General features: G+C 73.8%; 28 protein-coding genes and 1 pseudogene. 18 read left to right on the top strand and 11 right to left on the bottom strand.

The genetic code is table 11. The features are described from left to right. Positions 1 to 36: 36 nt before the first annotated feature. On the top strand, positions 37 to 1,368 hold the full coding sequence (locus ACGFXC_RS25215) for an aminotransferase class I/II-fold pyridoxal phosphate-dependent enzyme (protein WP_393716339.1): 1,332 nt from the start codon (positions 37 to 39) through the stop codon (positions 1,366 to 1,368). A 111-nt stretch (positions 1,369 to 1,479) separates the two neighbouring features. On the opposite strand, the gene ACGFXC_RS25210 is transcribed toward ACGFXC_RS25215, so the two are convergent. Next, positions 1,480 to 2,451, bottom strand: coding sequence for a DMT family transporter (locus ACGFXC_RS25210; RefSeq protein ID WP_393716337.1), 972 nt, complete (start codon positions 2,449 to 2,451; stop codon positions 1,480 to 1,482). Between the two features lie 73 nt (positions 2,452 to 2,524). Between ACGFXC_RS25210 and ACGFXC_RS25205 the strand changes: the two genes are divergently transcribed. Then, positions 2,525 to 3,448 carry a LysR substrate-binding domain-containing protein gene (locus ACGFXC_RS25205; RefSeq protein ID WP_393716335.1) on the top strand — a complete coding sequence of 308 codons (924 nt, stop codon included), beginning with the start codon at positions 2,525 to 2,527 and terminating at the stop codon, positions 3,446 to 3,448. A gap of 12 nt (positions 3,449 to 3,460) precedes the next feature. Here ACGFXC_RS25205 and ACGFXC_RS25200 read toward each other — a convergent pair whose 3' ends face one another. Beyond that, a complete protein-coding gene (locus ACGFXC_RS25200) occupies positions 3,461 to 3,886 on the bottom strand; it encodes a pyridoxamine 5'-phosphate oxidase family protein (RefSeq protein WP_393716395.1) in 426 nt (141 codons plus the stop codon). A gap of 124 nt (positions 3,887 to 4,010) precedes the next feature. Between ACGFXC_RS25200 and ACGFXC_RS25195 the strand changes: the two genes are divergently transcribed. The 10 genes and pseudogenes from ACGFXC_RS25195 to ACGFXC_RS25150 all read left to right on the top strand — a co-directional run bounded on the left by ACGFXC_RS25195 (position 4,011) and on the right by ACGFXC_RS25150 (position 11,798). Continuing rightward, entirely contained in the window at positions 4,011 to 4,628 is a 618-nt protein-coding gene (locus ACGFXC_RS25195) for a cysteine hydrolase (RefSeq protein ID WP_393716333.1), read from the top strand. A 73-nt stretch (positions 4,629 to 4,701) separates the two neighbouring features. Next, positions 4,702 to 5,337: a VOC family protein gene (locus tag ACGFXC_RS25190; RefSeq protein WP_393716332.1), complete on the top strand. Its 636-nt coding sequence runs from the start codon at positions 4,702 to 4,704 to the stop codon at positions 5,335 to 5,337. Positions 5,338 to 5,365: 28 nt separating this feature from the next. Next, positions 5,366 to 5,655, top strand: a pseudogene (locus tag ACGFXC_RS25185) (thiol-disulfide oxidoreductase DCC family protein); the annotation flags it as partial. 100 nt (positions 5,656 to 5,755) lie between these two features. Then, positions 5,756 to 6,601, top strand: a complete 846-nt coding sequence (locus ACGFXC_RS25180; RefSeq protein WP_393716330.1) for a HipA family kinase — start codon at positions 5,756 to 5,758, stop codon at positions 6,599 to 6,601. After that, positions 6,598 to 6,981 (top strand): DUF3037 domain-containing protein, encoded by a 384-nt coding sequence (locus tag ACGFXC_RS25175; protein WP_393716329.1) that lies wholly within the window; start codon positions 6,598 to 6,600, stop codon positions 6,979 to 6,981. Before ACGFXC_RS25180 ends, ACGFXC_RS25175 begins: the two co-directional genes overlap by 4 nt. Before the next feature lie 172 nt (positions 6,982 to 7,153). Beyond that, the gene (gene fabG, locus ACGFXC_RS25170; protein ID WP_393716327.1) at positions 7,154 to 7,915 is read left to right on the top strand and encodes a 3-oxoacyl-ACP reductase FabG; all 762 of its coding nucleotides are present in this window, start codon (positions 7,154 to 7,156) and stop codon (positions 7,913 to 7,915) included. A 28-nt stretch (positions 7,916 to 7,943) separates the two neighbouring features. Beyond that, the gene (locus tag ACGFXC_RS25165) at positions 7,944 to 8,705 is read left to right on the top strand and encodes an SDR family oxidoreductase (RefSeq protein WP_351827553.1); all 762 of its coding nucleotides are present in this window, start codon (positions 7,944 to 7,946) and stop codon (positions 8,703 to 8,705) included. A 152-nt stretch (positions 8,706 to 8,857) separates the two neighbouring features. Next, positions 8,858 to 10,441 (top strand): ABC transporter substrate-binding protein, encoded by a 1,584-nt coding sequence (locus ACGFXC_RS25160; protein ID WP_393716325.1) that lies wholly within the window; start codon positions 8,858 to 8,860, stop codon positions 10,439 to 10,441. 99 nt (positions 10,442 to 10,540) lie between these two features. Continuing rightward, positions 10,541 to 11,209, top strand: coding sequence for a uracil-DNA glycosylase (locus ACGFXC_RS25155; protein ID WP_351827582.1), 669 nt, complete (start codon positions 10,541 to 10,543; stop codon positions 11,207 to 11,209). A 94-nt stretch (positions 11,210 to 11,303) separates the two neighbouring features. Beyond that, positions 11,304 to 11,798 (top strand): hypothetical protein, encoded by a 495-nt coding sequence (locus ACGFXC_RS25150; RefSeq protein WP_393716324.1) that lies wholly within the window; start codon positions 11,304 to 11,306, stop codon positions 11,796 to 11,798. Positions 11,799 to 11,820: 22 nt separating this feature from the next. Here the strand turns inward: ACGFXC_RS25150 and ACGFXC_RS25145 are convergent, their stop codons facing one another. Further along, entirely contained in the window at positions 11,821 to 12,351 is a 531-nt protein-coding gene (locus ACGFXC_RS25145) for a hypothetical protein (RefSeq protein WP_393716323.1), read from the bottom strand. 96 nt (positions 12,352 to 12,447) lie between these two features. Then, positions 12,448 to 12,969: a DinB family protein gene (locus ACGFXC_RS25140; protein WP_393716321.1), complete on the bottom strand. Its 522-nt coding sequence runs from the start codon at positions 12,967 to 12,969 to the stop codon at positions 12,448 to 12,450. A gap of 85 nt (positions 12,970 to 13,054) precedes the next feature. Between ACGFXC_RS25140 and ACGFXC_RS25135 the strand changes: the two genes are divergently transcribed. Then, positions 13,055 to 13,975: a Gfo/Idh/MocA family protein gene (locus ACGFXC_RS25135; protein WP_393716319.1), complete on the top strand. Its 921-nt coding sequence runs from the start codon at positions 13,055 to 13,057 to the stop codon at positions 13,973 to 13,975. Here the strand turns inward: ACGFXC_RS25135 and lnt are convergent. The 5 genes from lnt to ACGFXC_RS25110 form a co-directional block, all read right to left on the bottom strand. Continuing rightward, positions 13,905 to 15,482: an apolipoprotein N-acyltransferase gene (lnt, locus tag ACGFXC_RS25130; RefSeq protein WP_393716317.1), complete on the bottom strand. Its 1,578-nt coding sequence runs from the start codon at positions 15,480 to 15,482 to the stop codon at positions 13,905 to 13,907. The two genes, ACGFXC_RS25135 and lnt, sit on opposite strands and share 71 nt — an antisense overlap. A 42-nt stretch (positions 15,483 to 15,524) precedes the next feature. Then, entirely contained in the window at positions 15,525 to 15,995 is a 471-nt protein-coding gene (locus ACGFXC_RS25125) for a nuclear transport factor 2 family protein (protein ID WP_393716315.1), read from the bottom strand. Between the two features lie 68 nt (positions 15,996 to 16,063). Then, entirely contained in the window at positions 16,064 to 16,240 is a 177-nt protein-coding gene (locus ACGFXC_RS25120) for a hypothetical protein (protein ID WP_393716313.1), read from the bottom strand. Between the two features lie 109 nt (positions 16,241 to 16,349). After that, complete coding sequence (locus tag ACGFXC_RS25115) at positions 16,350 to 17,228, bottom strand: undecaprenyl-diphosphate phosphatase (protein ID WP_393716311.1); 879 nt, start codon at positions 17,226 to 17,228, stop codon at positions 16,350 to 16,352. 48 nt (positions 17,229 to 17,276) lie between these two features. Then, the gene (locus ACGFXC_RS25110) at positions 17,277 to 18,005 is read right to left on the bottom strand and encodes a TVP38/TMEM64 family protein (protein WP_393716310.1); all 729 of its coding nucleotides are present in this window, start codon (positions 18,003 to 18,005) and stop codon (positions 17,277 to 17,279) included. 49 nt (positions 18,006 to 18,054) lie between these two features. On the opposite strand from ACGFXC_RS25110, the gene ACGFXC_RS25105 reads away from it, so the two are divergent. The 4 genes from ACGFXC_RS25105 (at position 18,055) to ACGFXC_RS25090 (ending at position 22,025) form a co-directional block, all read left to right on the top strand. Then, positions 18,055 to 18,771 (top strand): DNA alkylation repair protein, encoded by a 717-nt coding sequence (locus ACGFXC_RS25105; protein ID WP_393716308.1) that lies wholly within the window; start codon positions 18,055 to 18,057, stop codon positions 18,769 to 18,771. A 276-nt stretch (positions 18,772 to 19,047) separates the two neighbouring features. Further along, on the top strand, positions 19,048 to 20,226 hold the full coding sequence (gene tuf / locus ACGFXC_RS25100; protein WP_393716307.1) for an elongation factor Tu: 1,179 nt from the start codon (positions 19,048 to 19,050) through the stop codon (positions 20,224 to 20,226). Between the two features lie 82 nt (positions 20,227 to 20,308). Further along, the gene (locus ACGFXC_RS25095) at positions 20,309 to 21,166 is read left to right on the top strand and encodes a patatin-like phospholipase family protein (protein ID WP_393716305.1); all 858 of its coding nucleotides are present in this window, start codon (positions 20,309 to 20,311) and stop codon (positions 21,164 to 21,166) included. A gap of 67 nt (positions 21,167 to 21,233) precedes the next feature. Beyond that, positions 21,234 to 22,025 (top strand): spermidine synthase, encoded by a 792-nt coding sequence (locus tag ACGFXC_RS25090; protein WP_393716393.1) that lies wholly within the window; start codon positions 21,234 to 21,236, stop codon positions 22,023 to 22,025. Positions 22,026 to 22,047: 22 nt separating this feature from the next. Here ACGFXC_RS25090 and ACGFXC_RS25085 read toward each other — a convergent pair whose 3' ends face one another. Next, entirely contained in the window at positions 22,048 to 23,367 is a 1,320-nt protein-coding gene (locus ACGFXC_RS25085) for an MFS transporter (RefSeq protein WP_393716303.1), read from the bottom strand. Between the two features lie 127 nt (positions 23,368 to 23,494). Then, positions 23,495 to 24,526 (bottom strand): hypothetical protein, encoded by a 1,032-nt coding sequence (locus ACGFXC_RS25080; RefSeq protein WP_393716301.1) that lies wholly within the window; start codon positions 24,524 to 24,526, stop codon positions 23,495 to 23,497. Positions 24,527 to 24,622: 96 nt separating this feature from the next. Between ACGFXC_RS25080 and ACGFXC_RS25075 the strand changes: the two genes are divergently transcribed. Next, positions 24,623 to 25,075 (top strand): DUF4442 domain-containing protein, encoded by a 453-nt coding sequence (locus ACGFXC_RS25075; protein WP_393716299.1) that lies wholly within the window; start codon positions 24,623 to 24,625, stop codon positions 25,073 to 25,075. Positions 25,076 to 25,154: the final 79 nt, after the last annotated feature.

Raw genomic sequence — 25,154 nt, 5'->3', positions numbered from 1 at the left:
GTGCGGGCTCCGTTGTATTAGTGCATAATGTGGTTTGTGCTAGGAGAGTATCGGATCACAGGCCGTCGCGCATCGGATATCGCGGCGAGCGTCGAATCGGGGGTCGGATCCGGCGCGCTCGCGCCCGGATTCCTGCTCCCGCCCATGCGGGAGCTGGCCGGGGAACTGGGCGTCAACCCCAATACGGTGGCCGCCGCCTACCGGACGCTGCGCGAACGCGGGGTCATCGAGACGGACGGACGGCGCGGCAGCCGGGTGCGGGCCCGCCCCGCGACGGCCCCGCGCGACGCGCTGCGCACGCCCGTCCCCGACGGCGTACGCGACCTCACGCAGGGCAATCCCGACGTCGCGCTGCTGCCGTCCCTGGACGGGGCGCTGGCCGCCGCCGCCCGGCGGTACGCGCGGCAGCCGACCCTCTACGGGCAGGACCCGGTGCTCCCGGACCTCGCCCGGCTGGCCCGGACGGCCCTGGCGGCCGAGGGGGTCCCGGCCGGGCCGGTGGCGGTGACCTCGGGTGCACTGGACGGCATCGAGCGGGTGCTGGCCGCCCACCTGAGGCCGGGGGACGCGGTCGCCGTCGAAGACCCGGGCTGGGGGGCGCTGCTGGACCTGGCGCCCGCGCTGGGGCTCAAGGTGCTCCCGATGGCCGTCGACGACGAGGGGCCCGTGCCGGCGGCGGTCGCCCGGGCGCTCGCCGACGGCGCGCGCGCCCTGGTGGTGACGGCCCGCGCGCAGAACCCGACGGGGGCCGTCGTCGGTGCGGAGCGGGCCCGGGAGCTGCGGGACCTGCTGGCCGCCCACCCGGGGGTGCTGCTCATCGAGGACGACCACGGGCACGGCATCGTGGACCTGCCGCTGTGCCCGCTGGGCGGGGTGACCCGGCACTGGGCGCTGGTCCGCTCCACGGCCAAGGCGTACGGGCCCGACCTGCGGGTCGCGGTGCTCACCGGTGACGAGGTGACCCTGGACCGGGTCCGGGGCCGCCAGCGGCTGGGACCGGGCTGGGTCAGCCGGCTGCTCCAGTGCGCGGTCGTGGAGCTGTGGAGCTCCGGCGCCGTGGACCCGTCGGTGGTGGCGCGCGCGTACGGGCTGCGCCGGGACGGGCTGATCGCGGCGCTCGCGGAGCGGGGCGTACGGGCCCACGGGCGCAGCGGGATGAACGTGTGGCTGCCCGTCGCCGACGAGACGGCGGCGGTCACCCGGCTGCTGGCGGCCGGGTGGGCGGTGGCGGCGGGGGCCCGGTTCCGGGTGGAGGCGGGCCCCGGCGTGCGGATCACCGTGTCCGGGCTGTCCCCGGCGGAGGTGGTCCCGCTGGCCGACGCGGTGGCCGCGGCGGCCCGTCCGGCGTCCGGCGGCCGCTTCGACTGACCCGGCCGCCCGCCCGCCCGGCAAGCGCCCGGCCCCCGCGTCGGGGGGCCGGGCCGGGGCCGGAAGCCGTCGGGGGACCGCCCGGGTTCCGGGAGGACCGTCCGGAGGGGTTCAGGCCGGGCGGCGGGGGCGGGACTGGGTGAGGGCCGCGCCGGCCAGGACGACGGCCGCGCCCACCGGGGTGTTCCAGTGCAGCTGTTCGCCGAGGACCAGCACCCCGGCGGCCGTGGCGATCACCGGGATGAAATAGGTGACCATCTGCGCGGTGGTCGGTCCGACCTCCGTCACCAGCCCGTACTGCATCTGCAGGGCCATTCCCGTGCCGAGCGCGCCCAGGGCGGCCACCGCGAGGACCGGCCACAGCGGGAAGGCGGTGGGGGCCGAGGTGAACAGGGCGCTCACGGCCGCCAGCTGGAGCGTGGACACCATGAGCTGCGCCCCCGTCAGGGCCACCGGGGAGCCGGGGGTGCCCGCCAGGGTGCGGCGTACGTAGATCCAGCCGATCGGGTAGCAGAGCGAGGCCAGCAGGGCCAGGGCGGTGCCCCTGCCGTCGATGCCCGCGAAGCCCTGCCAGGCGCCGAGGACGGTCAGGACCCCGAGGAAGCCCAGCCCGAGCCCCGCGAAGCGGCGCCGGGTCGGGCGGTCCTCGCTGAGCGCGACCAGGGAGAGCGCCATGCCCCACAGGGGGGAGGTGGCGTTGCAGATCCCGGCGAGGCTGGAGGGGATGGTCTGCTCGGCGTACGCGAACAGCGAGAAGGGGGCAGTGTTCAGCAGGAGCGCCGCCACCGTGAGGTGGCCCCAGGTCCGCCGGCCCCGGGGCAGGCGTTCGCGCCGTACCAGCAGCACGGCCAGCAGGGCCAGCGCGCCGAACAGGACCCGGCCCAGGGCGACCTGGAAGGGTGCGAACGCCTCCGTGCCCACCTTGATCAGGAGGAAGCTGAAGCCCCAGACCACCGAGAGGAGGGCGAAGCGCAGCCGCCAGTCCAGGGCGCCGGTGCCGCTCTTCGGCCCGGTGCGGGGCGGGGCGACGGGGTTGACGGGGGCGGGGGAGGGGGCCCGGCGGGAAGTGGTGGGTGCGCTCATGCGCTCACTGTGCGCCGCGTAACCTCGTAGGACAAGCGAGACTTCCTCCGATGAACCGCGTAGCATCGCTTACATGTTGAACTTGGAGCGGCTGCGCACCCTCGACGCCCTCGCCCGGCACGGCTCGGTCAGCGGCGCGGCCGACGGCCTCCACGTCACCACCTCCGCCGTCTCCCAGCAAATGGCCAAGCTGGAACGCGAGGTCGGCCAGCCGCTGCTGGCCAAGAACGGCCGCGGGGTCCGCCTCACCGACGCCGGACGGCTGCTCGCCGGTCACGCGGCCCGCATCATCTCGCAGGTGGAACTCGCCCAGGCCGATGTCGAGGCCCAGCGCGGCCAGGCGGTCGGCGAGCTGCGGATCGGTTCCTTCCCGACGGCGATGCGCGGCCTGCTGCCGGCGGCGCTGACGGACCTGCGCACGGACCACCCCGAACTGCGGGTCATGGTGCGGGAGCAGGAGCCCGAGGAGGCCATGCTGGCGGTCGTGCGCGGGGACCTCGACATGGCCCTGGCCATCGACTGGCACAACAAGCGGATGCCGGTGCCCGCCGAACTGGCCCGTGCCCACCTGCTGGACGACGCGGCCGACGTCGCGGTCCCGGCCGGCCATCCGCTGGCGGACCGCGCGGGGATCTCGCTGGCCGACTTCGCCGAGGACGACTGGATCTCCTGGAACGAGGGCCAGTTCTGCCACGAGTGGCTGGTGTTCACCCTGCGCGGCACCGGGACCGAGCCGCGCATCGCGCACATCGCCGAGGAACACCACACCCAGCTGGCCTTCGTGGAGGCCGGACTGGGCGTGTGCGTGACGCCCCGGCTGGGGCGCGGGCCGGTGCCGCCCGGCGTCAGGCTGCTGCCCGTGTCCGATGCCGTACGCCGTCACGTGTACGCCGTCTGGCGCTCGGACGCGGGCCGCCGCCCCTCCATCCGGGCCGCCGTCGAGGCCCTGCGGACGGCCGCGGCGGCGGTGGGAGCCGTGGAGGGCGTGGAGGCGTAGACCGCGGCCGGCTCAGAGCTTGCGGAAGTCCCAGGAGACGATCGCGTCGGGAGTGAGCCGGATCCAGGCGTGCCGGCCGTCGTGCGGCATCTCCTCGATGCCGAAGTTCTTCACGGGGAAGATCCTTTCCGCTTCCGCCAGTTCCGGACAGGGCTCGCCGGTGCGCGGGGCCTCGCCCACGAACACCGCGGTGCCCGACAGTTCGACCCCGCGCAGCTCGTCGTACGACTCGCCGGAGTCCACCACCACCGAGATCCGGGGATCCTTGCGCAGGTCGGACCAGCGGCGGCTGCGCGTGATCGAGTACAGCCACATCGAGGTGCCGTCCCAGGCGAACCACAGGGCTCCCACGTGCGGACGCCCGTCGGGGGAGACCGTGGCCACCCGGCAGGTGCGCTGCTCGCGCAGGAAGGCGTCCCGTTCCTCGTCCGTCATCATGATGCGGCGGCCGCGCCGCTGCGTCCCGCCCCCACGTGTCCCGTCCACCACGCCCACGCCCCTTCACATCTGACTGTGTGTCAGGAATCATGCGGGCTCCGCCGCCACCACGCCAGGGGGAGCCATGCCGGACTTCGATCCCGCCACCACCGCGCTGCTCACCGTCGAATGCCAGAACGGCGTCGTCGGCGAGGAGAGCGCCCTGCCCGAGCTGGCCAAGGAGGCCCGGGACTCCGGGATGCTGGAGCGGGTGGCCGCGCTGGTCGACGCCGCCCGTGCGGCCGGCGTGCAGGTCCTGCACGCGGTCGCCGAGCGCCGCCCGGACGGCCTCGGGGCCAGCACGAACGCGCGGCTGTTCCGCGCCGCCGGGAAGCTGCCCGTGCGCCAGCTCACCGGGAGCCGGGCGGTCGAGGTCGCGGCCCCCCTCACCGTCGCCGAGGGGGACCTGGTGGTGCGGCGGCTGCACGGGCTCTCCCCGATGGCGGGCACCGATCTGGACGCCCTGCTGCGCAACCTCGGCGTGCGCACCCTCGTCGTCACCGGAGTCTCCTCCAACATCGCGATCCCGAACACCGTCTTCGACGCCGTGAACCTCGGCTACCAGGTCGTCGTCCCCGCCGACGCCATCGCCGGCGTGCCCGCGTCCTGCACGGCCGAGGTGATCCGCAACTCCCTCGCGCTGGTGGCGGCCGTCACCACGACCGAAGCCCTCCTCGGCCAATGGACCGCCGCCGCGCGCTGAACGCGGCCGTACGCGGCCGGGGCGGCGGGCGTGGCGCCGGGATTCGTGGGTGCAGGCGGGCCATGATGGCGCGGTGCGACTTGATCACGTGTCCTATGCGGTGGCCCGCGACAGCTTCGTCTCGACCGTCCAGTGGATGGGATCGGCTCTCGGAGCCGGGTTCGTCGACGGGGGCGTCCACCCGCGATTCGGCACCCGCAACTTCATTCTCCCGCTGAGCGGCGGCACCTACGTCGAGGTCGTCACCACGCTCGACCATCCTGCCGCCGACCGCGCACCCTTCGGCCGGGCGGTCGCGCGCCGGGCCGCAGAGGGCGGTGGCTGGCTCGGTTGGGTGGTCTCCGTCGAAGACATCGCCCCGGTCGAGGCCCGCCTCGGCCGCACCTCGGCCGATGGTCACCGGGTCCGCCCCGACGGATTCGACCTGAGGTGGAAGCAGATCGGCCTGCTGGAACTGCTGGAAGACCCGCAACTGCCCTATTTCCTGCAGTGGCTGGTCCCAGAAGAGGAGCGCCCGAGCGCCGGACCGCGTACCTCCACCACCATCCACGGCGTCTCCATCGCGGGCGACGCCGTTTCCATCGCCGAATTTCTCGGCGAACCGGCCGACCATCCCCTCGACCAGATCGACGTCACCTGGGTCGAGGACGAGGCGCCGGGGCTGGTCTCGATCGAGTTCGAGACCGCCCGCGGCCCGGTCACGATCTGACCGGGCCCCGGCTGCCCCACATGCGGAGCCCCGGCAGTTCGCGGACTCGGCGGCTCTCGGCGTCACCCCTGCACGGGCCGGGCACGGAGTGCTGTGGGTGCCCCCCCCGGGCGATGTGTACGGCGGCGCCCAGGCCGTTGCGAAGGCGCTGTTGAGCGCGGTCGGGGCGTGGGCGCCGGTGGGCGCGGGCTGCTCCTGCTTCCTCCCGTGCGGTGGGCCGCCCACGGCGGGTACCGGCTCATCGCGAACCATCGTCACCGCCTGCCGGGAGGTACCGCGGCGTGCGCTCTGCCCGGCGGTCGTCCGCCCGGCCGGTAGCGGCCGCCGGCCCTCCCGGATTCCGCCCGTGCCGGGCGGCGGTCCGCCCTGCGGGAAAATCCTTGGATCGTGGTGCGCGTCCGCCCGCTAGCCTGGGAAAATGCTCACAGAAGTGATCGCGACCCGCTACGTCACGCCCCTGCGTGAGGGCGGCTCGCTCCCGGGGATCGTCGAGGCCGACGATCTCGGGACCTACGTCATGAAGTTCACCGGAGCCGGCCAGGGCCGCAAGACCCTGGTCGCCGAAGTCGTCTGCGGGCGCCTCGCCCAGCGGCTGGGCCTGCGGGTCCCGCGGCTGGTGCAGATGCAGCTCGACCCCGTCATCGGGCTCGGCGAGCCCGACCAGGAGGTCCAGGAGCTGCTCAAGGCCAGCGGTGGGCTCAACCTGGGCATGGACTACCTGCCGGGCTCGATCGGCTTCGACCCGCTCGCCTACCGGGCGGACCCGGTCGAGGCCGGCCGCGTGGTCTGGTTCGACGCCCTGATCAACAACGTCGACCGGTCCTGGCGCAATCCGAACATGCTGGTCTGGCACGGCGACCTGTGGCTCATCGACCACGGCGCCACCATGATCTGGCACCACAACTGGCCCACCGCCCAGGCCGCCTCCGCCAAGCCCTACAACGCCTCCGACCACGTCCTGGCCCCCGTCGGCCCGGACATCGCCGCGGCCGCGGCCGCGCTCGCGCCGCTGGTCACCGAGGAGCTGCTCACCGAGGTCACCGCGGACGTGCCCGACGAGTGGCTGGTCGACGAGCCCGGCTTCGGCTCCACCGACGCGGTCCGCCGCGCCTACGTGGAGGCACTGCTCCCGCGCGCCGCGACGATCCACGAGCGGATCACCATGGAGGCCGAGGTCCGGCCGAGGTCGGGCCCGCCCGGCTGGCTCGCCGAGCGCCTCCCGCCCCAGCCCCACCCGACCGAGAAGAAGAGCGGCGACGAGTGACCGAGCGGGACGTCTTCGAATACGCGCTGGTGCGCGTGGTGCCCCGGATGGAGCGCGGCGAGTGCTTCAACGCCGGGGTCATCGTCTACTGCCGCGCGCACGGGTACGTCGCCGCGCGCACCCACCTCGACGAGGCGAAGCTCGCCGCGCTGGATCCGCGGGCCGACGTGGCCGGGATCCGGGCGGCGCTGCGCGGGGTCGAGGGGCTCTGCGCGGGCGGAGAGTCGGCCGGGCAGGCGGCGGGCGACGATCCCGGCCGGCGGTTCCGCTGGCTGATCGCGCCCCGCAGCACGGTGGTGCAGCCCGGTCCGGTGCACACCGGTCTGACCGCCGACCCGGCGGCGGAGACGCGGCGGCTCTTCGACCTCCTGGTCCGCTGACGGTCCGGCTTCGACGCGGAGCCCCCGGGCGCTGCCCGGGGGCTCCCGCGCGCCACGCACGGCATGCTGGCGTTGACACCCGGTGCCGGGGCTCCTAGCGTCTCCTCAGCTGAAGCTACTAAGCGGTTGCTCACCTCTGGGCGGCCGTCTCTCAAGGGCGAGGAGATCCAGCATGTCCACCACCGAGCAGCGCGTAGCGATCGTCACCGGGGCAGCCCGGGGCATCGGCGCCGCCACCGCCGTGCGCCTGGCCGCCGAAGGCCGCGCGGTCGCCGTGCTCGACCTCGACGAGGCGGCCTGCAAGGAAACCGTGGAGGCGATCACCGCGGCCGGCGGCAGGGCCCTGGCGGTCGGCTGCGACGTCTCCGACAGCGCCCAGGTGGAGGCGGCCGTCGAGCGGGTGGCGAGCGCGCTCGGTGCCCCGACCATCCTGGTCAACAACGCCGGCGTGCTCCGGGACAACCTGCTCTTCAAGATGAGCGACACCGACTGGGACACGGTCATGAACGTGCATCTGCGGGGCGCGTTCCTGATGGCGCGGGCCTGTCAGAAGTACATGGTGGAGGCCAAGTTCGGCCGCGTCGTGAACCTCTCCAGCAGCTCGGCGCTGGGCAACCGCGGCCAGGCCAACTACGCCGCCGCCAAGGCGGGTCTCCAGGGCTTCACCAAGACCCTGGCCATCGAGCTCGGCAAGTTCGGCGTCACCGCCAACGCCGTCGCCCCGGGCTTCATCGTGACGGAGATGACCGCCCAGACTGCCGCCCGGGTGGGCATGGGCTTCGAGGAGTTCCAGGCCGCCGCCGCCACCCAGATCCCCGTCCAGCGCGTCGGCCGCCCCGACGACATCGCCAACGCCATCGCCTTCTTCACCGGCGAGGCCGCGGGCTTCGTCTCCGGCCAGGTCATGTACGTGGCCGGCGGCCCGCTCAACTGACCCGTCCACGAGAGGCAGGGCGTACGGCATGACGTACAACGGCATCGACAGCGGCAAGGTCGCGCTGATCACCGGCGCGAGCCGGGGCATCGGCCACGGCATCGCCGAGGCGCTGGTGGCCCGGGGCGACCGGGTCTGCATCACCGGGCGCAACGAGGACGCGCTGAAGGAGGCCGTCGAGCGGCTCGGCGCGGACCGGGTGATCGGCGTGGCGGGCAAGGCGCACGACGAGGCGCACCAGGCCGTCGCCGTGGAGCGGACGATGGAGGCCTTCGGCCGCGTCGACTTCCTGGTGAACAACGCGGGAACCAACCCGGTGTTCGGGCCCATCGCGGACCTGGACCTCGGCGTGGCGCGGAAGGTCTTCGAGACCAACGTGATCTCCGCCCTGGGCTTCGCCCAGCGGACCTGGCACGCCTGGCAGAAGGACAACGGCGGGGCGATCGTGAACATCGCCTCCATCGCGGGCGTCTCCGCCTCGCCCTTCATCGGGGCGTACGGGATGAGCAAGGCCGCGATGATCAACCTCACCCTCCAGCTCGCCCACGAGATGGCCCCCCGGGTGCGGGTGAACGCCATCGCCCCGGCCGTGGTCAAGACCAAGTTCGCGCAGGCGCTCTACGAGGGCCGGGAGCAGGAGGCCGCCGCCGCCTACCCGCTGGGCAGGCTCGGTCTGCCGGAGGACATCGGGGGCGCCGCCGCATTCCTTACATCTGCACAAGCGGAATGGGTAACTGGACAAACTCTCGTCGTCGACGGGGGAATGTTCCTCAATGCCGGAGTGCACTGACCGATAAACGGACGCATTTGCCTCCCGATGGGAGGCAAATGCGTATCGAATACGCACGAAATCGGTCAAGTGCCTCACGAAACCTGCCCATTGGATTTGTGACGCACTGAGGTAGGGTCTGCCGCACCCCTGGCTGATCGAGGAGCGTGCACGTGTTCAACCGGACCAGATGCCTGCAGATCACTGCGGCCCTTGCGTCCATATCCCTGCTCGCCGGATGCGGTCTTCTCTCCGACGACAGCGGTGACCAGGCGAAAAGGATCGTCGTCGGCACGACCAGCGCCCCGAGCACCCTCGATCCCGCAGCGGCCTGGGACGGCTCCTGGGAGCTGTACCGGAACATCTACCAGACCCTGCTGGCGTTCCCCACCGGCAGCACCAAGCCCCAGCCGGACGCGGCCCAGAGCTGCGACTTCACCGACTCGGCGAACGAGTCCTACCGCTGCACCCTGCGCAAGGGCCTGAAGTTCTCCAACGGCGAGCCGCTGGACTCCAAGGCGGTCAAGCACTCCCTCGACCGGATCATGACGATCAACTCGCAGGTCGGCCCCAAGGGCCTCTTCGCTTCCCTGGAGAAGATCGAGACGCCGGACCCGCTGACGGTCGTCTTCCACCTGAACACCCCCGACGCGACGTTCCCCTTCGTGCTCGGCTCCCCGGCCGCCTCGCTGGTCCCGCCGAAGGAGTACCCGGCCAACAAGGTGCGCTCCGACGGCAAGGCCACCGGATCCGGCCCCTACGTCCTCACCTCCTACGCGGAGAACTCCGAGGCCGTCCTCGGCCGCAACGGCAGCTACCAGGGCTTCGCCAACCGCCGCAACGACGGCGTGACCATCCGCTACTTCGGCAAGTCCGACGCCATGGTCGCGGCCCTGAAGTCCAAGGAGATCGACGCCACCTACCGAGGCCTCTCGGCCCCGGAGATCAGGGACCTGCAGAGCACCGCCTCGCACAACGCGGGCGTCCAGGTCGTCGAGAACGTCGGCGCCGAGATCCGCTACCTGGTCTTCAACCCCAAGGACCCGCAGGTCGCCAAGCTCCCGGTGCGCCAGGCCATCGCCCAGGTCGTCGACCGCGGCGCCCTCGTCACCAAGGTCTACCAGGGCACCGCCGAACCGCTGTACTCGATGGTCCCCAAGGGCGTCGTCGGCCACAAGACGCCCTTCTACGACCTGTACGGCCAGCCCGACGTCGCCAAGGCCAAGAAGCTCCTCACCGCGGCCAACATCCCCGTGCCGGTGGACCTGACGTTCTGGTACACCACGGACCGCTACGGCGGCTCCACGGCGGACGAGTTCACCGAGCTCAAGCGCCAGCTGGACGAGAGCGGCCTCTTCAGGATCACCCTGCGGAACAAGCCATGGAAGGACTTCCAGGTCGGCTACAAGAACGGCGAGTACCCCGTCTTCGGCCGCGGCTGGTTCCCCGACTTCCCGGACCCGGACAACTTCATCGCGCCGTTCGTCGGCAAGGACAACGCGGTCGGCACCCCGTACGAGCCCACCGAGATCCTCAACGACCTGCTGCCCAAGTCCCGCCGCGAGGGCGACCGGTCGGCCGGCGTCAAGGAGTTCGAGACGGCCCAGCAGATCTTCGCCCAGGACGTCCGGCTGCTGCCGCTGTGGCAGGGCAAGCTGTACGTCGGCGCGCGCGAGGACATCGCCGGAGCCGAGCGGGCGCTGGACCCGCAGACCGCCATGCAGATGTGGGAGCTGTACCGCAAGACCAGCTGGTGACCATCGCGGGCGGTGCCCGGGTCGCGGCGTTGTCAGTGGCCCCCGGTAGGTTCTGAGCAGTTGCACGAACTTGTACCGGAGGTTGTCGACGTGACCCAGATGCTGCCCGAGTCCTGGCTCCCCGTTCTCGGCGGGGAGCTGGACCAGCCCTACTTCAGGGAACTCACCGAGTTCGTCGAGAAGGAGCGGGCGAACGGGCCGGTCTACCCGCCCCGGGAGCAGGTCTTCGCCGCCCTGGAGGCCACGCCGTTCGACCGGGTGAAGGTGCTGGTCCTCGGCCAGGACCCGTACCACGGCGCGGGCCAGGGGCACGGCCTGTGCTTCTCCGTGCAGCCGGGGGTCAAGACCCCGCCCTCGCTGCGCAACATCTACAAGGAGATGAAGGAGGAGCTGGGCCTGCCGGTCCCGGACAACGGGTACCTGATGCCGTGGGCCCGCCAGGGCGTGCTGCTCCTCAACGCGGTCCTCACCGTCCGCGAGGCCGAGCCCAACTCGCACAAGGCCAAGGGCTGGGAGAAGTTCACCGACGCCGTGATCCGCGCGGTGTCCGAGCGCCCCGACCCGGTCGTCTTCGTCCTCTGGGGCGCCTACGCCCAGAAGAAGATCCCGCTGATCGACGGGGAGCGGCACGTCATCGTCAAGGGCGCGCACCCCTCACCGCTCTCGGCGAAGAAGTTCTTCGGCTCCCGCCCCTTCACCCAGATCAACGAGGCCGTCGCCGCCCAGGGCCATGAGCCGATCGACTGGCGCATCCCCGACCTGGGCTGACGCCACACCGCGCCTCGGCGTCAGAGCCGGTGCCTGCGGCTAGCTTCGTGCTGACCGGACCGGAGCGGGCCGGCGGAGCGAGCCGGAGGCCGCGTTGACGGAGCAGCAGGAGGCGTCGGAGGACGCCGTCATGACCAGGATCGGCCAGGCGGTCATCCTGCTGCACGCCGGCGACCGCGAGGAGGCCCGCAACCGGCTCGGCGAGATCTGGTCCGAGATCGGTGCCGAAGGGGACTCCCTGCACCGGTGCACCCTCGCGCACTACCTCGCCGACGCCCAGGACGACCCCGCCGACGAACTGGCCTGGGACCTGCGGGCCCTGACCGCTGCCGACACCTTCGGGGAGGGCCCGCGCGAGGCGGTGCGCGTCTTCTACCCCTCGCTCCACCTCAGCCTCGCCGCCGACTACGTCAAGCTCCGCCGCCCCGACGCCGCCCGGGTGCACCTCGCTCGGGCCCGCGCGGCCACGGCCGTCCTGCCCGACGACGGGTACGGGAACGGGGTGCGGGCCGCCATCGCCCGGCTGGAGCGGCGGCTCGCGACGGAACAGGGCCCGGGGCGGCGGCCGTTCCCGGAGCAGTCCCCGTAGACGGCGGACGGGCCCGGCCGCCTCAGCCGTCCTGGACGCCCGCGCAGATGCGGGCCTCGGGGCTGTCGGGGTGCCAGTGGCCGTGCCGCCGGCCCAGGGCGCACACGTCCGCCGGGCGGACGGGAAGCTCCCGCACCAGCTCGCGCGGCACCCGGACGTCGTGCCGTACCGGATCCGGACGGTCCTGCGCGTGCCGCTGCGGCCGCCGGGCCTCCTCGGGGGGCTCCGGGATGTCCGGGACCGGAGGAACGGCCTCCACGGCCCCCGAGGGGGTACGGGGGGCGGTGCGCGCGGTGCCCCGGGCCGCGGCCGTCGGCGCGGAGGGGCGCGCGCCCTCGCGGGGCACCGCGCCCAGCGCCTCCAGCGCCGGCGCCTGGACGACCACCGGCAGCGACCCCGGCCCGCCGCGCGGCTCGTACTGGGGCGCCGCGCCGGGCGAGGGGGCCGTCGCGGGCCGCCCCGGCGCGGGGGCCACGTTCACGCAGCCCGAGACGGCGGAGACGGCACAGGCGGCTCCGATGAGCAGTTTCGCGGAGGTTCGGGTGGGAAGCACCCGCGCAACTCTGCTGTGCGAGGACCCCGTTGTGAAAACCCAGCGCCGATATTCACCCCGCACGGGTGACGGCCGAGCGGTGTCCGGAGGACACGCCTACTCGCCGGTGGCGCCGTCGATGTGCTCGCGCAGCAGGTCCGCGTGCCCGTTGTGGCGCGCGTACTCCTCGATCATGTGGGTGTAGATCCAGCGGAGGCTGAACACCTCGCCGCGGTGGTGGCTCGCGGCGTCCGACACCGCGTCGAGGGAGCGGCCCCGGGCCGCCTCCCGGGCCAGCTCGACCTCCGTGCGCCACACCTGCTCGGAGTCGGCCCAGCTGTCGGCGCCGGTGAAGTGGAAGTCCCCGTCGCGGTCCTCGGCCGTGCTGTACAGGTCGGGCAGGTCCGCGCCGAGCGCGATCTCCCGGAACCAGTACCGCTCCACCTCCGCCATGTGCCGGACGAGGCCCATCAGGCTCAGCCCCGAGGGGGCGAGCGGGACGCTGCGCAGCTGGTCCTCCGTCAGCCCGGAGCACTTCCAGGCGAGGGTGGCCCGGTGGTAGTCGAGCCAGCCGTCCAGCATGTCCCGCTCGCCCGCGGTGGTGGAGGGTTCGGTGCGGTGTGATCCGTCGGAAGTCATGGCCGCCATCCTCACCCGAACGCTCCCCCTCCCACCAGGGATTAAGCTGCGGGGGTCCCGTACGGCACATATCAGGAGGCACCCGGTGAAGGTCGGCGTCATCGGACTCGGCGACATCGCCCAGAAGGCGTACCTGCCGGTCCTCACCACCCGTCCCGGTGTGGAACTGCACCTGCAGACGCGCACCCCGGCCACGCTGGAGCGGATCGGCGCGCTCCACCACGTCCCCGTCGAACGCCGCCACGCCTCGCTGGACGCGCTCCTCGGGCAGGGCCTCGACGCCGCGTTCGTGCACGCCCCGACCGCCGCCCACCCCGAGATCGTGGCGCGGCTGCTGGAGGCGGGCGTACCGACGTACGTGGACAAGCCGCTGGCCTACGCCTTCGCGGACTCGCGGCGCCTGGTGGAGCTGGCAGAGGAGCGCGGGGTCGCGCTGTGCGTCGGCTTCAACCGCCGCCACGCGCCCGGCTACGCGCAGTGCGCCGACCACCCGCGCGAGCTGATCGTCCTCCAGAAGAACCGGGTGGGCCTTCCCGAGGACCCGCGCACGCTCGTCCTCGACGACTTCATCCACGTCGTCGACACCCTGCGCTTCCTGCTGCCGGGCGAGGCCGACCACATCGACGTGCGGGCCGTGGTCCGCGAGGGGCTGATGCACCAGGTGGTGCTCCAGATGTCCGGTGACGGATTCACCGCCCTCGGCATCATGAACCGCCTCTCCGGCTCCACCGAGGAGGTCCTGGAGGTGTCCGGCCAGGACTCCAAGCGTCAGGTCGTCAACCTCGCCGAGGTCATCGACCACAAGGGCCAGCCGACGCTGCGGCGGCGCGGGGACTGGGTGCCGGTGGCCCGCCAGCGCGGCATCGAGCAGGTCGTCGACACCTTCCTGGAGGCCGTGGCGGCCGGGCAGGTGCTCAGCGCCCGGGACGCGCTGCTCACCCACGAACTGTGCGAGCGGGTGGTGCTGACGGCTCTGGAGCAGGCGACGGCGGCCTCGCCGGCCTGACGGCCCGCGCCAGGCGGAGCGCGCAGTACGCGGCAAGCGCGGCCACCGAGGCGCCGCCCGGCCAGTTGCCGAAGCGGACGAAGGGGGTCGTGCCCCGGGCGAGGGGGACCTCGTAGACGGCCGCCGTACGCTCCCGCGTCGACAGCGGCCGGCCGATCCGCTCGCCGGACGGGCCGTAGACCGCGCTGACCCCGGTGAGGGTGGCGTGCACCATCGGGCGGCCGGTCTCGGCGGCGCGCAGGGCCCCCAGCGAAGCGTGCTGGGCCGGGGCCCAGCTGTGCTGGAACGATGACGTCGAGGACTGGGCGACGAGCACCGCGGCCCCCTGACGCGTCAGCGCGCGGCTCATGTCGGGGAAGGCCGACTCGAAGCACACCAGCGGCCCGAGCCGGGTGCCGCCGGGCAGCTCCATGACCACCGGGCCCGCGCCGCGCATCCGGTCCTCACCGGCCGCCTTGCCGACCGAGGTGGCCCAGCCCAGCACCGCGCGGGCCGGCACGTACTCCCCGAAGGGCACCAGCCGCATCTTGTCGTACCGGTCGCCGGTGGGGCCCTGTGGGCCGATCAGGACGGAACTCTTGTATATGCCGGGCCGGTCCGAGCGCCGCGCGTCCACGTTGACCAGCAGCGGAGCGCCGGTGAGGGCGGACAGGCCGGCCAGCCGGCGCGACAGGTCGGGCCGCGCGGCCAGGTCGGCGCCGACGCTGCTCTCGCCCCACACCACCAGGTCCACCCGCGACCCCGCCAGCGTCCGCGTCAGCCGTTCCTGGGCGTCGAAGCGCCGCTGCGGGCCGTCCCCGTCCCCGTCCCCGCCGCCGCCCGGGCCGTCCGTCACCGGACCCGGCTGGACCACGGCCACCCGCAGCACGCCCGCGGCCTCCGGGCGGGGCAGCCACAGCCACACCACCCCCGTCAGCACCGCGCAGCCCGCGAGGGACGCCACCGCGGGGACCCGAGCCCGCGGCGCCGCCACCAGCAGGACCAGCGCGCAGTTCACCGCCACCACCAGCAGGCTCACCAGCCACACCCCGCCCACCGCAGCGAGCCGCAGCACCGGCGCCACCTGCCACTGGCTGGCTCCGAGCAGCCCCCACGGCCCGCCCAGCCCCTGCCAGGACCGGGCCAGCTCCGAGAGCAGCCACCCCGCCGGTACGAGGACCAGCGCGCCACCCGCCCGGCCCCGGCCCGGCACCCCGCCGAGCAGCTCCCGTACCAGCAGGGCCCAGGGGATCCAGAGCAGTCCCAGCAGCGCGGCCAGCGGCACCAGGAACACGTGCAGGCTCGGCAGCAGCCAGTGGTGCACCGCCACGATGAAGCCCGCGCCGCCGAGCCAGCCCTCCAGGGCCGCCCGCCGCCCGCTGGGGGCGGTGCGCAGCAGCAGCATCCAGGGCACGAGCGCGACGTAGGCGAACCACCACAGGGCCGGCGCGGGGAAGGCCAGGCAGGGCAGCGCCCCGGCGGCCACCGCGGCTGCCGCACGCCACCACCGGGTCCGCTTCGTGTCCAAGACGCGCCTCCCTCTCCAGTGTGGGACCGCCTGCCCCGTCCTTCACGCCGGCATGTGCCGCCACTTCTCGTGCACGGTGACCCGGGTCAGGCGCCAGCCGTCGGCGGTGCGGGCCAGCGCGAAGGCGTAACGGCCGGCGGCGACGAAGTTGGGGGTGGTCACGGCGGCGCCGGAGCGCCCGTCCGCGAGCCGCATCGGGTTGAGGAAGTCCGCCCGGACCCCCGCCGTGTCCCCGGGGGCGCCGCCCCGGTCCTGCTCCAGCCGGATCAGCCGGTTGACGATCAGGTGCTGGCGCACCGGGAAGAGCTCCATGGTCCGCTCCAGCCAGTCCGCGACCTCCCCGGCCGGGCCTTCGACCCCGCCGGCCGAGGTGTAGTCGGCCCGCCCGGCGGGGGCGAACAGGGCCCGGTAGGCGGCCCAGTCCCCGTCGTCGACGGCCGCCGCGTAGCCCGACACCACCTCGTCGATGGCCAGCCGGTCCATTACCGTCGCGAGGTCCACACGCTGCGTCATCGGGACAGTGTGGGGCTGCGGGGCCGCGAGGCCAAGGGGCGTGCGGCGGCCGGATCGGGCGGGGGCCGTCAGTGACCGGAATGGGCCTCCCGCTGGCGGACCACCACCAGGAAGGCGTCGCTGGCGAGGTCCATCACCACCTCCGCCGGGACGCCCTCGCGCGTCCGCTGGGCGGCGTACTCCTCGGCGGGCCAGCTGCCCCTCGGGCTTCCGGCGGGAAATCGTTCAAGTACCACACGGCTCATGCGGGACACCCCCTGCTGCTTCCTATCGCTCCAGGCACAACGACGCAGAGGCCGCCCGGGAACGTTCCAGGGCGGCCTCCGGTTCACGCGAAGTGGTGAGCGAGGGCCCCTAGGAGCCGGACTCGCCGGCGTGGGGGCTGAGGACGCCCGCGCCGATCAGGGCGAAGAGGACGATGCCGAGCAGGATCCGGTACCACACGAAGGGCATGAAGCTCTTGGTGGAGATGAACTTCATGAACCAGGCGATCACGGCGTAGCCGACGAAGAAGGCGATGACCGTCGCGAAGATCGTCGGACCCCAGGTGATGTGGCCGGGGGTCTCGATGACGTCCTTGATCTCGAAGGCACCCGAGGCCAGTACGGCCGGGATCGCGAGGAGGAAGGAGTAGCGGGCCGCGGCCTCGCGGGTGAAGCCGAGCAGCAGGCCGCCGGAGATCGTCGCGCCGGAGCGGGAGACGCCTGGGATCAGGGCCATGGCCTGGCAGGCGCCGAAGATCAGGCCGTCCTTGACGCCCAGTTCCTTCAGCGTCTTGCGCTGGTGGACCACCCGGTGGCGGCCGCCCTCCGCGTCGCGCGAGGCCTGCCAGTCGGCGAAGCCGAGGATCAGGCCCATCACGATGAGGGTGGTGGCGGTCAGCCGCAGGTCACGGGCCGGACCCTCGATCTGGTCCTTGAACAGCAGGCCCAGCACGCCGATCGGCAGGGAGCCGACGATGACCAGCCAGCCCATCTTCGCGTCCTGCTCGGAGCGCAGCGCCTTGGTGAACAGCGAGCGGAACCAGGTGGAGACGATCCGCGCGATGTCCTTGCGGAAGTAGATGAGGACGGCGGCCTCGGTGCCGATCTGCGTGATGGCCGTGAAGGCCGCACCGGGGTCGTGCCAGCCGGCGAACGCCGCGGTCAGTCGCAGGTGGGCACTGGAGGAGATCGGCAGGAACTCCGTAAGCCCCTGGACGAGACCGAGGATGAGGGATTCGAACCAGGTCATGTCGGGGTGCGCTCGTCCTTGTGATCGTCGGGCAGTTCGGGTCCGATGCTAGGGCCCGTGCGGAGCGGCCGTGACCACAGGGGGGTGTGTGACGAGGGGACGGTCCGCCGGCCGGTCCGCGGGGGCGGGTGCGAGCCGGTGCCGCTTGCGCCAGGCGACGGCCGCGGCGAGCACCGCGGACAGCCCGATGAAGCCGGCCGAGAAGAGGAACGCGGGCGATCCGGGGGAGGCGGCGCTGGCCCCCGCGATCACGTACGCGGCGGTGTTGGGGACGGTGCCCAGCGCCGTGGCGAGGAGGAACGGCAGCCAGCCGCAACGGGAGACCGCCGCCAGGTAGTTGGCCGCCGCGAACGGCACGCCGGGGAAGACGCGCACCGCGAGCACCGACCGGAAGCCGTGCCGGCTGAGCTGGTCGTCGCCCGCCCGCAGCCAGCGTCCGCGCAGGTACGGGCGCAACGCGTCCTGGCCCAGGGCCCGGCCCAGGCCGAAGGCGATCGCCGCGCCCAGGACCGTCCCGCCGACTGCCGCCACCAGCCCGAACGCGGCGCCGAACACCGCACCCGCGGCCAGGTTGAGCAGGGGGCGCGGGACGAACGCCGCCGTGCACACTCCGTACGCAGCCGCGAACAGCAACACCCCCGTGCCCAGGGGGAGCTCGGGGGGCCAGCCCTGCGAGAGCAGCCGCTGGGGCTCGTAGCGCACGACGCACACCCCGGCGACGGCCAGCAGCACGACGAGCAGCGACAGCCGGGCGCGGGGCGCGAGGAGGAGGGACATTCCGGGAGACTAACCGAGATGTCCGGCGCCCCGCCGTAATCTGGGCCTCATGCGGCCGAACACCGAGCGACCCCCCGGCATCCCGCACAGCGCCCTGGCGGACCTCCTGCTGGAGCGGCTCACCGCCGCGTACGGGGCCGCCGCGGACCCGGTGCAGGCCGCGCCCATGGCCGCGTACATGAAGGGCGTCGCCCCCTTCCTCGGGATCCGCACCCCGCTGCGGCGTCAACTGTCCGCGGCCGTGACGAAGGACACTCCGAACCCCTCGGAAACGGACTGCGCGGCGCTCGCGCTGCGCTGCTGGGAGCTGGCGGAGCGTGAGTACCGGTACTTCGCCGTGGACTACCTGCGCCGCCACGTCGCGCGCTGCTCCTCCGCGTTCCTCCCGGTGGTCCGGCACCTGATCGTCACGCAGCCGTGGTGGGACACCGTGGACCTGCTCGCCGCGCACACGGTCGGCCCGCTGGTGGCCGCCGACCCGCGGCTGACGGCGGTCATGGACGCCTGGATCGGGGACGAGGACCTCTGGCTGGTCCGCGCCGCGCTGCTGCACCAGCTCGCCCACAAGTCCGCCACCGACGCCGGGCGGCTGTTCGCGTACTGCCACGAGCAGGCGGGGCACAGCGACTTCTTCGTCCGCAAGGCCATCGGCTGGGCCCTGCGCGAGTACGCCAAGACCGACCCGGGGGCCGTCCACGCCTTCGTCTCCCGCGAACGGGCCCTGCTGTCACCGCTGTCGGCGCGCGAGGCCCTCAAGAACCTCTGAGGGAAAACCGTTCGACGTCCCCGCGCCCGTCCGGCAGGATCGGGCCCATGTTCCGGCAGGCCTTCCCCTCAGCACCGTCCGCAGTCGCGGACGCGCCGAAGGCTGCCGTCCCCTCCGCTCCCGCCCTCTCCGCAGCGGGCTTCGTCGCAGAAGCCCCCGCCGCGTCCGGCGGCGCACGAAGCTGACCCTTCCCGGATCGTCCGGCGGACCCCGCAGGGGGAGGGTCGGCCCGCTCCGGGGGTCCCGTTCCACGCTTCGAGCCACGGGAAGAACATCATGGCCAAGACGGCCTTCACGCGCACCAAGCCGCACCTCAACATCGGCACCATGGGTCACGTCGACCACGGCAAGACCACCCTGACCGCCGCCATCACCAAAGTCCTCGCCGAGCGCGGCGGCGCCTCCTACGTTCCGTTCGAGCGCATCGACCGGTCCCCCGAGGAGGCCCAGCGCGGCATCACCATCAACCTCACGCACGTCGAGTACGAGACCGACACCCGGCACTACGCCCACGTCGACATGCCCGGCCACGCCGACTACGTCAAGAACATGGTCACCGGCGCCGCCCAGCTGGACGGGGCGATCCTCGTCGTCTCCGCCCTCGACGGGGTCATGCCGCAGACCGCCGAGCACGTGCTCCTCGCCCGCCAGGTCGGGGTCGACCACATCGTGGTGGCCCTCAACAAGGCCGACGCCGGGGACCCCGAGCTGACCGACCTCGTCGAGCTGGAGGTCCGCGAGCTGCTGACCGCCCACGGCTACGGCGGGGACACCGCTCCCGTCGTACGGGTCTCCGGGCTCGGCGCGCTGGCGGGCGACCCCCGGTGGACCGGAGCCGTCCAGGCGCTGCTGGACGCCGTGGACACGTACGTGCCCGTGCCGGTGCGCTACACCGGCGCGCCGTTCCTGCTGTCCGTCGAGAACGTCCTGACCATCACCGGGCGCGGCACCGTCGTCACCGGCGCCGTCGAGCGCGGCACCGTGCGCACGGGCGACCGCGTCAGCGTGCTCGGCGCCGCGGGGGAGCCCGTCCTGACGGTGGTGACCGGCCTGGAGACCTTCGGGAAGCCGATGGAGTCCGCCGAGGCCGGGGACAACGTCGCGCTGCTCCTGCGCGGGGTGCCGCGCGACGGCGTGCGGCGCGGGGACGTGGTCGCCGCGCCCGGCAGCGTGACGCCCCGCCGTCGTTTCACGGCGCGGGTGCACGTGCTCTCCGCCCGGGAGGGCGGGCGCACCACGCCCCTCTCCTCCGGCTACCGGCCGCAGTTCTACATCCGCACCGCGGACGTGGTCGGTGACGTGGACCTGGGCGCGGCGGCGGTGGCCCGGCCCGGCGAGACGGTCACCATGACCGTCGAGCTCGGACGGGACGTCCCGCTGGAGGCGGGCCTCGGCTTCGCCGTCCGCGAGGGCGGCCGCACCGTGGCCGCGGGGACGGTGACGGAGGTCGGCTGAGTCCGGCCCGGTGTGGTGACGGCGGCGGCCCTGCGTCAGACTGCCGTCACCACAGCGTGCTGACCGGCGAGGGGCGGCGGGGATGAGCGGCGACACGGCACTGGTGCTCGGCGGCGGGGGACTGACCGGCATCGGCTGGGAGACCGGCATCCTCTACGGGCTGGCCCGCGCCGGAGTCGACCTGACCGGCGCCGACCTCGTCGTCGGCACCTCCGCCGGCTCGGTGGTCGGCGCGCAGCTCACCTCCGGGCTGCTCACCCCGCGCGAGCTGTACGAGCGCCAGCTCGGCGACGCCGCCGGGGAGGCGGCCGCGCGGATCGGCGCGGGCACCCTGGCCCGGTACGTGCTGGCCATGGCCCGCTCCCGGGACGCCGCCGGCTACCGCAGGCGGGTCGGCGCGATGGCGCTCGCCGCCCGCACCCCGGACGAGGCGGAGCGGCGCGCCGTGCTGGAGGCCCGGCTGGTCTCCCGCGAGTGGCCCGGGCGGCGCCTGGTCGTCACCGCCGTCGACGCGCTCAGCGGGGAGCCGGCCGCCTTCGACCGGGAGGGCCCCGCCACACTGGTGGAGGCGGTGTCCGCGAGCTGCGCCGTGCCCGGGGTCTGGCCCCCGGTGACGGTGGGCGGACGCCGCTTCATCGACGGCGGGGTCCGCTCCGCCACCAACGCCGACCTCGCCGCGGGGTACCGCCGGGTGGTCGTCCTGGCCCCGCTCGCGCTCGGCGGCGGCAAGGTCCCCTCACCCGCCGCGCAGGCCGCCCGGCTGCGCGCGGACGGCGCCCGGGTGCTGCTGATCACCCCGTCCGCCGAGGCCCGCCGGGCGTTCGGGCGCAACGTGCTGGACCCCGCCCGCCGCGACCCGGCCGCGCGGGCCGGGCTGGCGCAGGCCGCCGCCCACGTGACGGCGGCCCGGGAGGTCTGGGAGGGCCCGGTGGCGCCCTGACAATGGTGGGGTGAGCGACGAACAGATCCCGGTGGTCCGGGAAGTGGGCCAGGGCACCGCCAAGCTGATGCCGGACGTGGACCGGGAGCGGGCCTGGCTGCTGACCGTGGACGGGGCCCCGCAGTCCTACGTCGACCTCGACGAGCCCGAGCACCTGGAGTTCGAGTACGTCCGCCGGCTCGCGCACGTACTGGACCGCGCGGCGGAGCCGGGAGCGCCGCTGGACCTGCTGCACCTGGGCGGCGGCGCCCTGACCCTGCCGCGCTACGCCGCCGCGACCCGGCCGGGCTCCCGCCAGACGGTGGTGGAGTTCGACGCCGGGCTGGTGGCGCTGGTCGCCGAGCACCTGCCGCTACCCGCCGGGGCGCGGGTGGACGTGCGCGCCGCCGACGCGCGGGCCTGGCTGGACCGGGCTCCGGCCGCCAGTGCGGACGTGATCGTCGCCGACGTCTTCGGGGGCTCGCGGGTGCCCGCGCAGCTGACGTCCGTGGAGTACGCGCGGGAGGCGGCCCGGGTACTACGGCCCGGCGGGCTGTACGCGGCCAACCTGGCCGACGGGGCGCCGTTCGGCTTCCTGCGGGCCCAGCTGGCGAACTTCGGGGCCGTCTTCGGGGAACTGGCGCTGATCGCGGAACCGGGGGTGCTGCGGGGGCGGCGCTTCGGCAACGCGGTGCTGCTGGCCTCGGACGCCGCCCTGCCGGTGGCCGAGCTGGCCCGGCGGTGCGCGGGGGACGCGTTTCCCGCGCGGGTGGAGTCGGGCGCGGCCCTCGCCCGATTCGCGCGCGGGGCCCGGCCGGTGGCGGACGCCGACGCGGTCGCCTCGCCGGAGCCGCCGGAAGGCGCGTTCAGCCTGGGCTGAGGCGGCCCCGGTGGCCCGGCCGTCAGGCGGTGGCGTCGGCCGGGGCGGCCCGCGGGAGCTCCGCGGGCGGGGCCGGGGCCTGCGCGAGCGGCCCCGCGGCCGGGGGCTTGCGGGTCAGGCGGCGGACGTCCGGGACGAACAGCACCGCGGCCGTGCCCGCCACCACGAGCGCCGCGCAGCCCCACAGGGCCGGGGTGCGGCCGAAGGCGGTCTCGGCGGGGCCGGCCAGGGCGGTGGCCAGCGGGAGCATGGACACCGAGCCGAACCAGTCGTAGGCGCAGACCCGGGAGAACTTCTCCGGCGGTATCTCCTGGTGCATCGTGGTCATCCAGTTCACGCCGAACACCTCGATCGCGGCGCCGCTGACGAACATCACCGCGCACAGCCCCCACACGGGCAGCGGCACGGCCAGCCCCGCGGAGGGCAGCGCCAGCGGGAACACGCACAGGGTGCCGACCAGCAGCAGGCGGCGCGGTCTCCACACCATCATCAGCAGCGCCCCGGTGATGGTGCCCGCGCCGAAGCAGGCCAGCGCCATGCCCCAGGGGGCCGGACCGCCCAGCTCGTCGCGGGCGACGAGCGGACCGTAGACCGCCTCGGCCGCGCCGACGACGGCGACGACCACGGAGAACTGGAGCACGATGCTCCACAGCCAGGGGCGGGTGCGCACCTCGGTCCAGCCCTCGCGCAGGTCGGCCAGCAGACCCCCGCCGGGCGCCCGCTCGGCGACGCGGCCCACCTCCAGGAAGGCGCGCAGCGCTCCGGCGAGGGCGAAGGCCGCCGCGTCCACGGCCAGCACCCAGCCCGGCCCGATCGCCGCGATCATCGCGCCGCCCAGGGCCGCGCCGCCGATGCCCGCGCCGTTCACGGCCATGCGGAAGAGGGCGAAGGCGCGGTGGGAGTGCTCGCCGGAGACGCTGGAGAGCAGCATCCCCTCGGCGGCCGGGTTGAAGAAGGCGGTGCCCGTGCCGCAGAGCGCGGTGAGCAGCATCATCTGCCACAGCTGGGGGTCCCCGGCGAGGACGAGGACCGCGAAGGCGGCCTGCGAGAGGCAGTTGAGGGCATTGGCGGCCACCATCACCCGGTGGCGCGGCAGCCGGTCGGCGAGCGCGCCGCCCACGAGCAGGAAGAGGACGAGGGGCAGCGTACGGGCGGCCGCCACCAGGCCGACGTCCCCGCCGGAGCCGCCCGCCTCCAGCACCGCGAACGCGGCGGCGATCAGGGCCCCGTGGCTGCCGAGGTTGGTGATGACGGCGGCGCCGGTGAGGAGGCCGTAGTTGCGGCCGGCCCAGGAGGGCCGGCGGCCGTGCGCGGACGGGCCGGAGGCGGGGGAAGGACTCACCCCAGGACTATCCCCCGCCGGGGGCCGGCCATCCAATCCGATATTCCGGTACCGGGCGGGGGCCGGCCGGCTCCCGGGGCGGGTGCGCGGTGCGGGTGCGCGGTGCGCGTGCCCGTGCTGTCCGGGGTCAGCCGGTGGTGAGGCGGACCGAGCTCAGGATCTTCTCGTACGTGGCCTGGTCGACCTCGCCCGGCACGTTCGCGGCGCCGTACAGGACCCAGCTGGTGAAGTCACCGGCGTTGTTCTTGAAGCTGAACGCGATGCTCTTGCCGTCCGAGGAGCACTTGTTCGTCTTCGGCTGGCCGCTCACGGTCGCGGTCGCCACGTGCCCCTTGAGGCCCGAGGAGCTGGTGTACTCCTTGGGGTCGGTGACCTTCACGGTGCCCTTGGGCGCCTTCTGCGCGTACCCGGCGAAGACCCAGTTGCCGGCCTCGTTGCGCGCGGCCTCGGCGGTGTCCTTGGCCCCCTGGCCGCCCTTGGTGCCGGTGGCCGCCAGTGAGGTGGTCTCCTCGTGGCCGTCCTTGTTGGAGTCGACCTTGCACCACTCCTCCTTGAAGTAGGAGGGCGCGGAGAAGGAGACGAGGGGGGAGCCGTCGTTCTTGCTCTCGTCCTCGATGCCGGAGATGTAGCCGGAGCCCAGCACCTTCCACTCGGGCGGGACGTCGAAGGCGGTGCCGTGCTTCGGGTTGATCACGACCTTCCAGCCCGGGATCACCGGCTTCACGTCGCCCTCGGCGCGCGGGTTCGAGCCCGGCGCGGAGGGCGAGGCGGGGGCCGCCGGAGCGGAGGCGGAGGCGGAGGCGGCCGGCTTGCCGTCGGCCTGGTCGTTCTTCTTGTCGTCCCGGGTCAGCACGAAGGCCGCGGTGGCGGCGGCCGTCACGACGACGGCCGAGGCCGCGACGATCGCAACGGTCCTGGTCGCGAACGGGCTCCCGCCGCGCTGCGGGGGCGGCGGGGGCTGCTGGCCCCACGGCTGGACCGGGGGCGGCGTCTGGTAGCCCGCCTGCGGGTACCCGTAGCCGGGCTGCTGCTCACCGAACCCCGGCTGCGGCTGCTGCTGGTACGGGTTCGGCTGCCCCGGCTGCTGCTGGTACGGGTTCTGTTGCGCGCCCTGCGGGTTCTGTTCGCCCCCGGGCGGCTGCTGCTGTCCTGGCCACATGGCCGGTAACGATAGTGGGAGCCGGGGGCCGGAGCCACGGCCGCCCCCCGGACAGGTCTGGCCAGACTCTCCTACCCGTGGGTAACATCGCGTTCCATGAGCGCAGACCAGATGAACGTGGGCGAACTGCTCGCCCAGACCGTGCCGATGGCGGCCACCCTCAACCTCGAGTTCCTGGAGACCACTCCGGAGCGCGCGGTCGTCCGCCTGCCGGACCAGCCCGCCTTCCACAACCACGTCGGCGGTCCGCACGCCGGCGCGATGTTCACCCTCGCCGAGTCGGCGAGCGGCGCCATCGTCCTGGCCGCCTTCGGTGACCAGCTCTCGCGCGCCGTGCCGCTGGCCGTCCGCGCCGAGATCGGCTACAAGAAGCTCGCCAAGGGCGTCGTCACCGCCACCGCGACCCTCGGCCGCCCGGTCGCCGACGTCGTGGCCGAACTCGACGCGGGCGGCCGCCCCGAGTTCCCCGTCGCCATCGCCATCCAGCGCGAGGACGAGGCCGTCACCGGCGAGATGACCGTCGTCTGGACGCTGCGCCCCAACGCCTGACGCGGACAGCGCCCCGGGACGCTCCGGGCTCCGGCGCTCCGGCTCCGGGCGGCCCCGCGCCACGACGGCGGCTCCGCGC

This window comes from Streptomyces sp. NPDC048507 (assembly GCF_043199995.1).
Lineage (GTDB): Bacteria > Actinomycetota > Actinomycetes > Streptomycetales > Streptomycetaceae > Streptomyces.
The sequence above is the reverse complement of the archived record's forward strand: the minus strand, read 5'-3'. Positions and strand labels throughout refer to the sequence as shown.

What these genes read in the sequence shown, in the direction of transcription:
- ACGFXC_RS25210 (WP_393716337.1), bottom strand. Translation starts at nt 2,451, where the DNA reads ATGAGCGCACCCACCACTTCCCGCCGGGCCCCCTCCCCCGCCCCCGTC.
- ACGFXC_RS25205 (WP_393716335.1), top strand. Translation starts at nt 2,525, where the DNA reads ATGTTGAACTTGGAGCGGCTGCGCACCCTCGACGCCCTCGCCCGGCAC.
- ACGFXC_RS25200 (WP_393716395.1), bottom strand. Translation starts at nt 3,886, where the DNA reads ATGATGACGGACGAGGAACGGGACGCCTTCCTGCGCGAGCAGCGCACC.
- ACGFXC_RS25195 (WP_393716333.1), top strand. Translation starts at nt 4,011, where the DNA reads ATGCCGGACTTCGATCCCGCCACCACCGCGCTGCTCACCGTCGAATGC.
- ACGFXC_RS25180 (WP_393716330.1), top strand. Translation starts at nt 5,756, where the DNA reads ATGCTCACAGAAGTGATCGCGACCCGCTACGTCACGCCCCTGCGTGAG.
- fabG (WP_393716327.1), top strand. Translation starts at nt 7,154, where the DNA reads ATGTCCACCACCGAGCAGCGCGTAGCGATCGTCACCGGGGCAGCCCGG.
- ACGFXC_RS25165 (WP_351827553.1), top strand. Translation starts at nt 7,944, where the DNA reads ATGACGTACAACGGCATCGACAGCGGCAAGGTCGCGCTGATCACCGGC.
- ACGFXC_RS25155 (WP_351827582.1), top strand. Translation starts at nt 10,541, where the DNA reads ATGCTGCCCGAGTCCTGGCTCCCCGTTCTCGGCGGGGAGCTGGACCAG.
- ACGFXC_RS25140 (WP_393716321.1), bottom strand. Translation starts at nt 12,969, where the DNA reads ATGACTTCCGACGGATCACACCGCACCGAACCCTCCACCACCGCGGGC.
- ACGFXC_RS25125 (WP_393716315.1), bottom strand. Translation starts at nt 15,995, where the DNA reads ATGACGCAGCGTGTGGACCTCGCGACGGTAATGGACCGGCTGGCCATC.
- ACGFXC_RS25120 (WP_393716313.1), bottom strand. Translation starts at nt 16,240, where the DNA reads ATGAGCCGTGTGGTACTTGAACGATTTCCCGCCGGAAGCCCGAGGGGC.
- ACGFXC_RS25115 (WP_393716311.1), bottom strand. Translation starts at nt 17,228, where the DNA reads ATGACCTGGTTCGAATCCCTCATCCTCGGTCTCGTCCAGGGGCTTACG.
- ACGFXC_RS25110 (WP_393716310.1), bottom strand. Translation starts at nt 18,005, where the DNA reads ATGTCCCTCCTCCTCGCGCCCCGCGCCCGGCTGTCGCTGCTCGTCGTG.
- ACGFXC_RS25105 (WP_393716308.1), top strand. Translation starts at nt 18,055, where the DNA reads ATGCGGCCGAACACCGAGCGACCCCCCGGCATCCCGCACAGCGCCCTG.
- tuf (WP_393716307.1), top strand. Translation starts at nt 19,048, where the DNA reads ATGGCCAAGACGGCCTTCACGCGCACCAAGCCGCACCTCAACATCGGC.
- ACGFXC_RS25095 (WP_393716305.1), top strand. Translation starts at nt 20,309, where the DNA reads ATGAGCGGCGACACGGCACTGGTGCTCGGCGGCGGGGGACTGACCGGC.
- ACGFXC_RS25090 (WP_393716393.1), top strand. Translation starts at nt 21,234, where the DNA reads ATGCCGGACGTGGACCGGGAGCGGGCCTGGCTGCTGACCGTGGACGGG.
- ACGFXC_RS25080 (WP_393716301.1), bottom strand. Translation starts at nt 24,526, where the DNA reads ATGTGGCCAGGACAGCAGCAGCCGCCCGGGGGCGAACAGAACCCGCAG.
- ACGFXC_RS25075 (WP_393716299.1), top strand. Translation starts at nt 24,623, where the DNA reads ATGAGCGCAGACCAGATGAACGTGGGCGAACTGCTCGCCCAGACCGTG.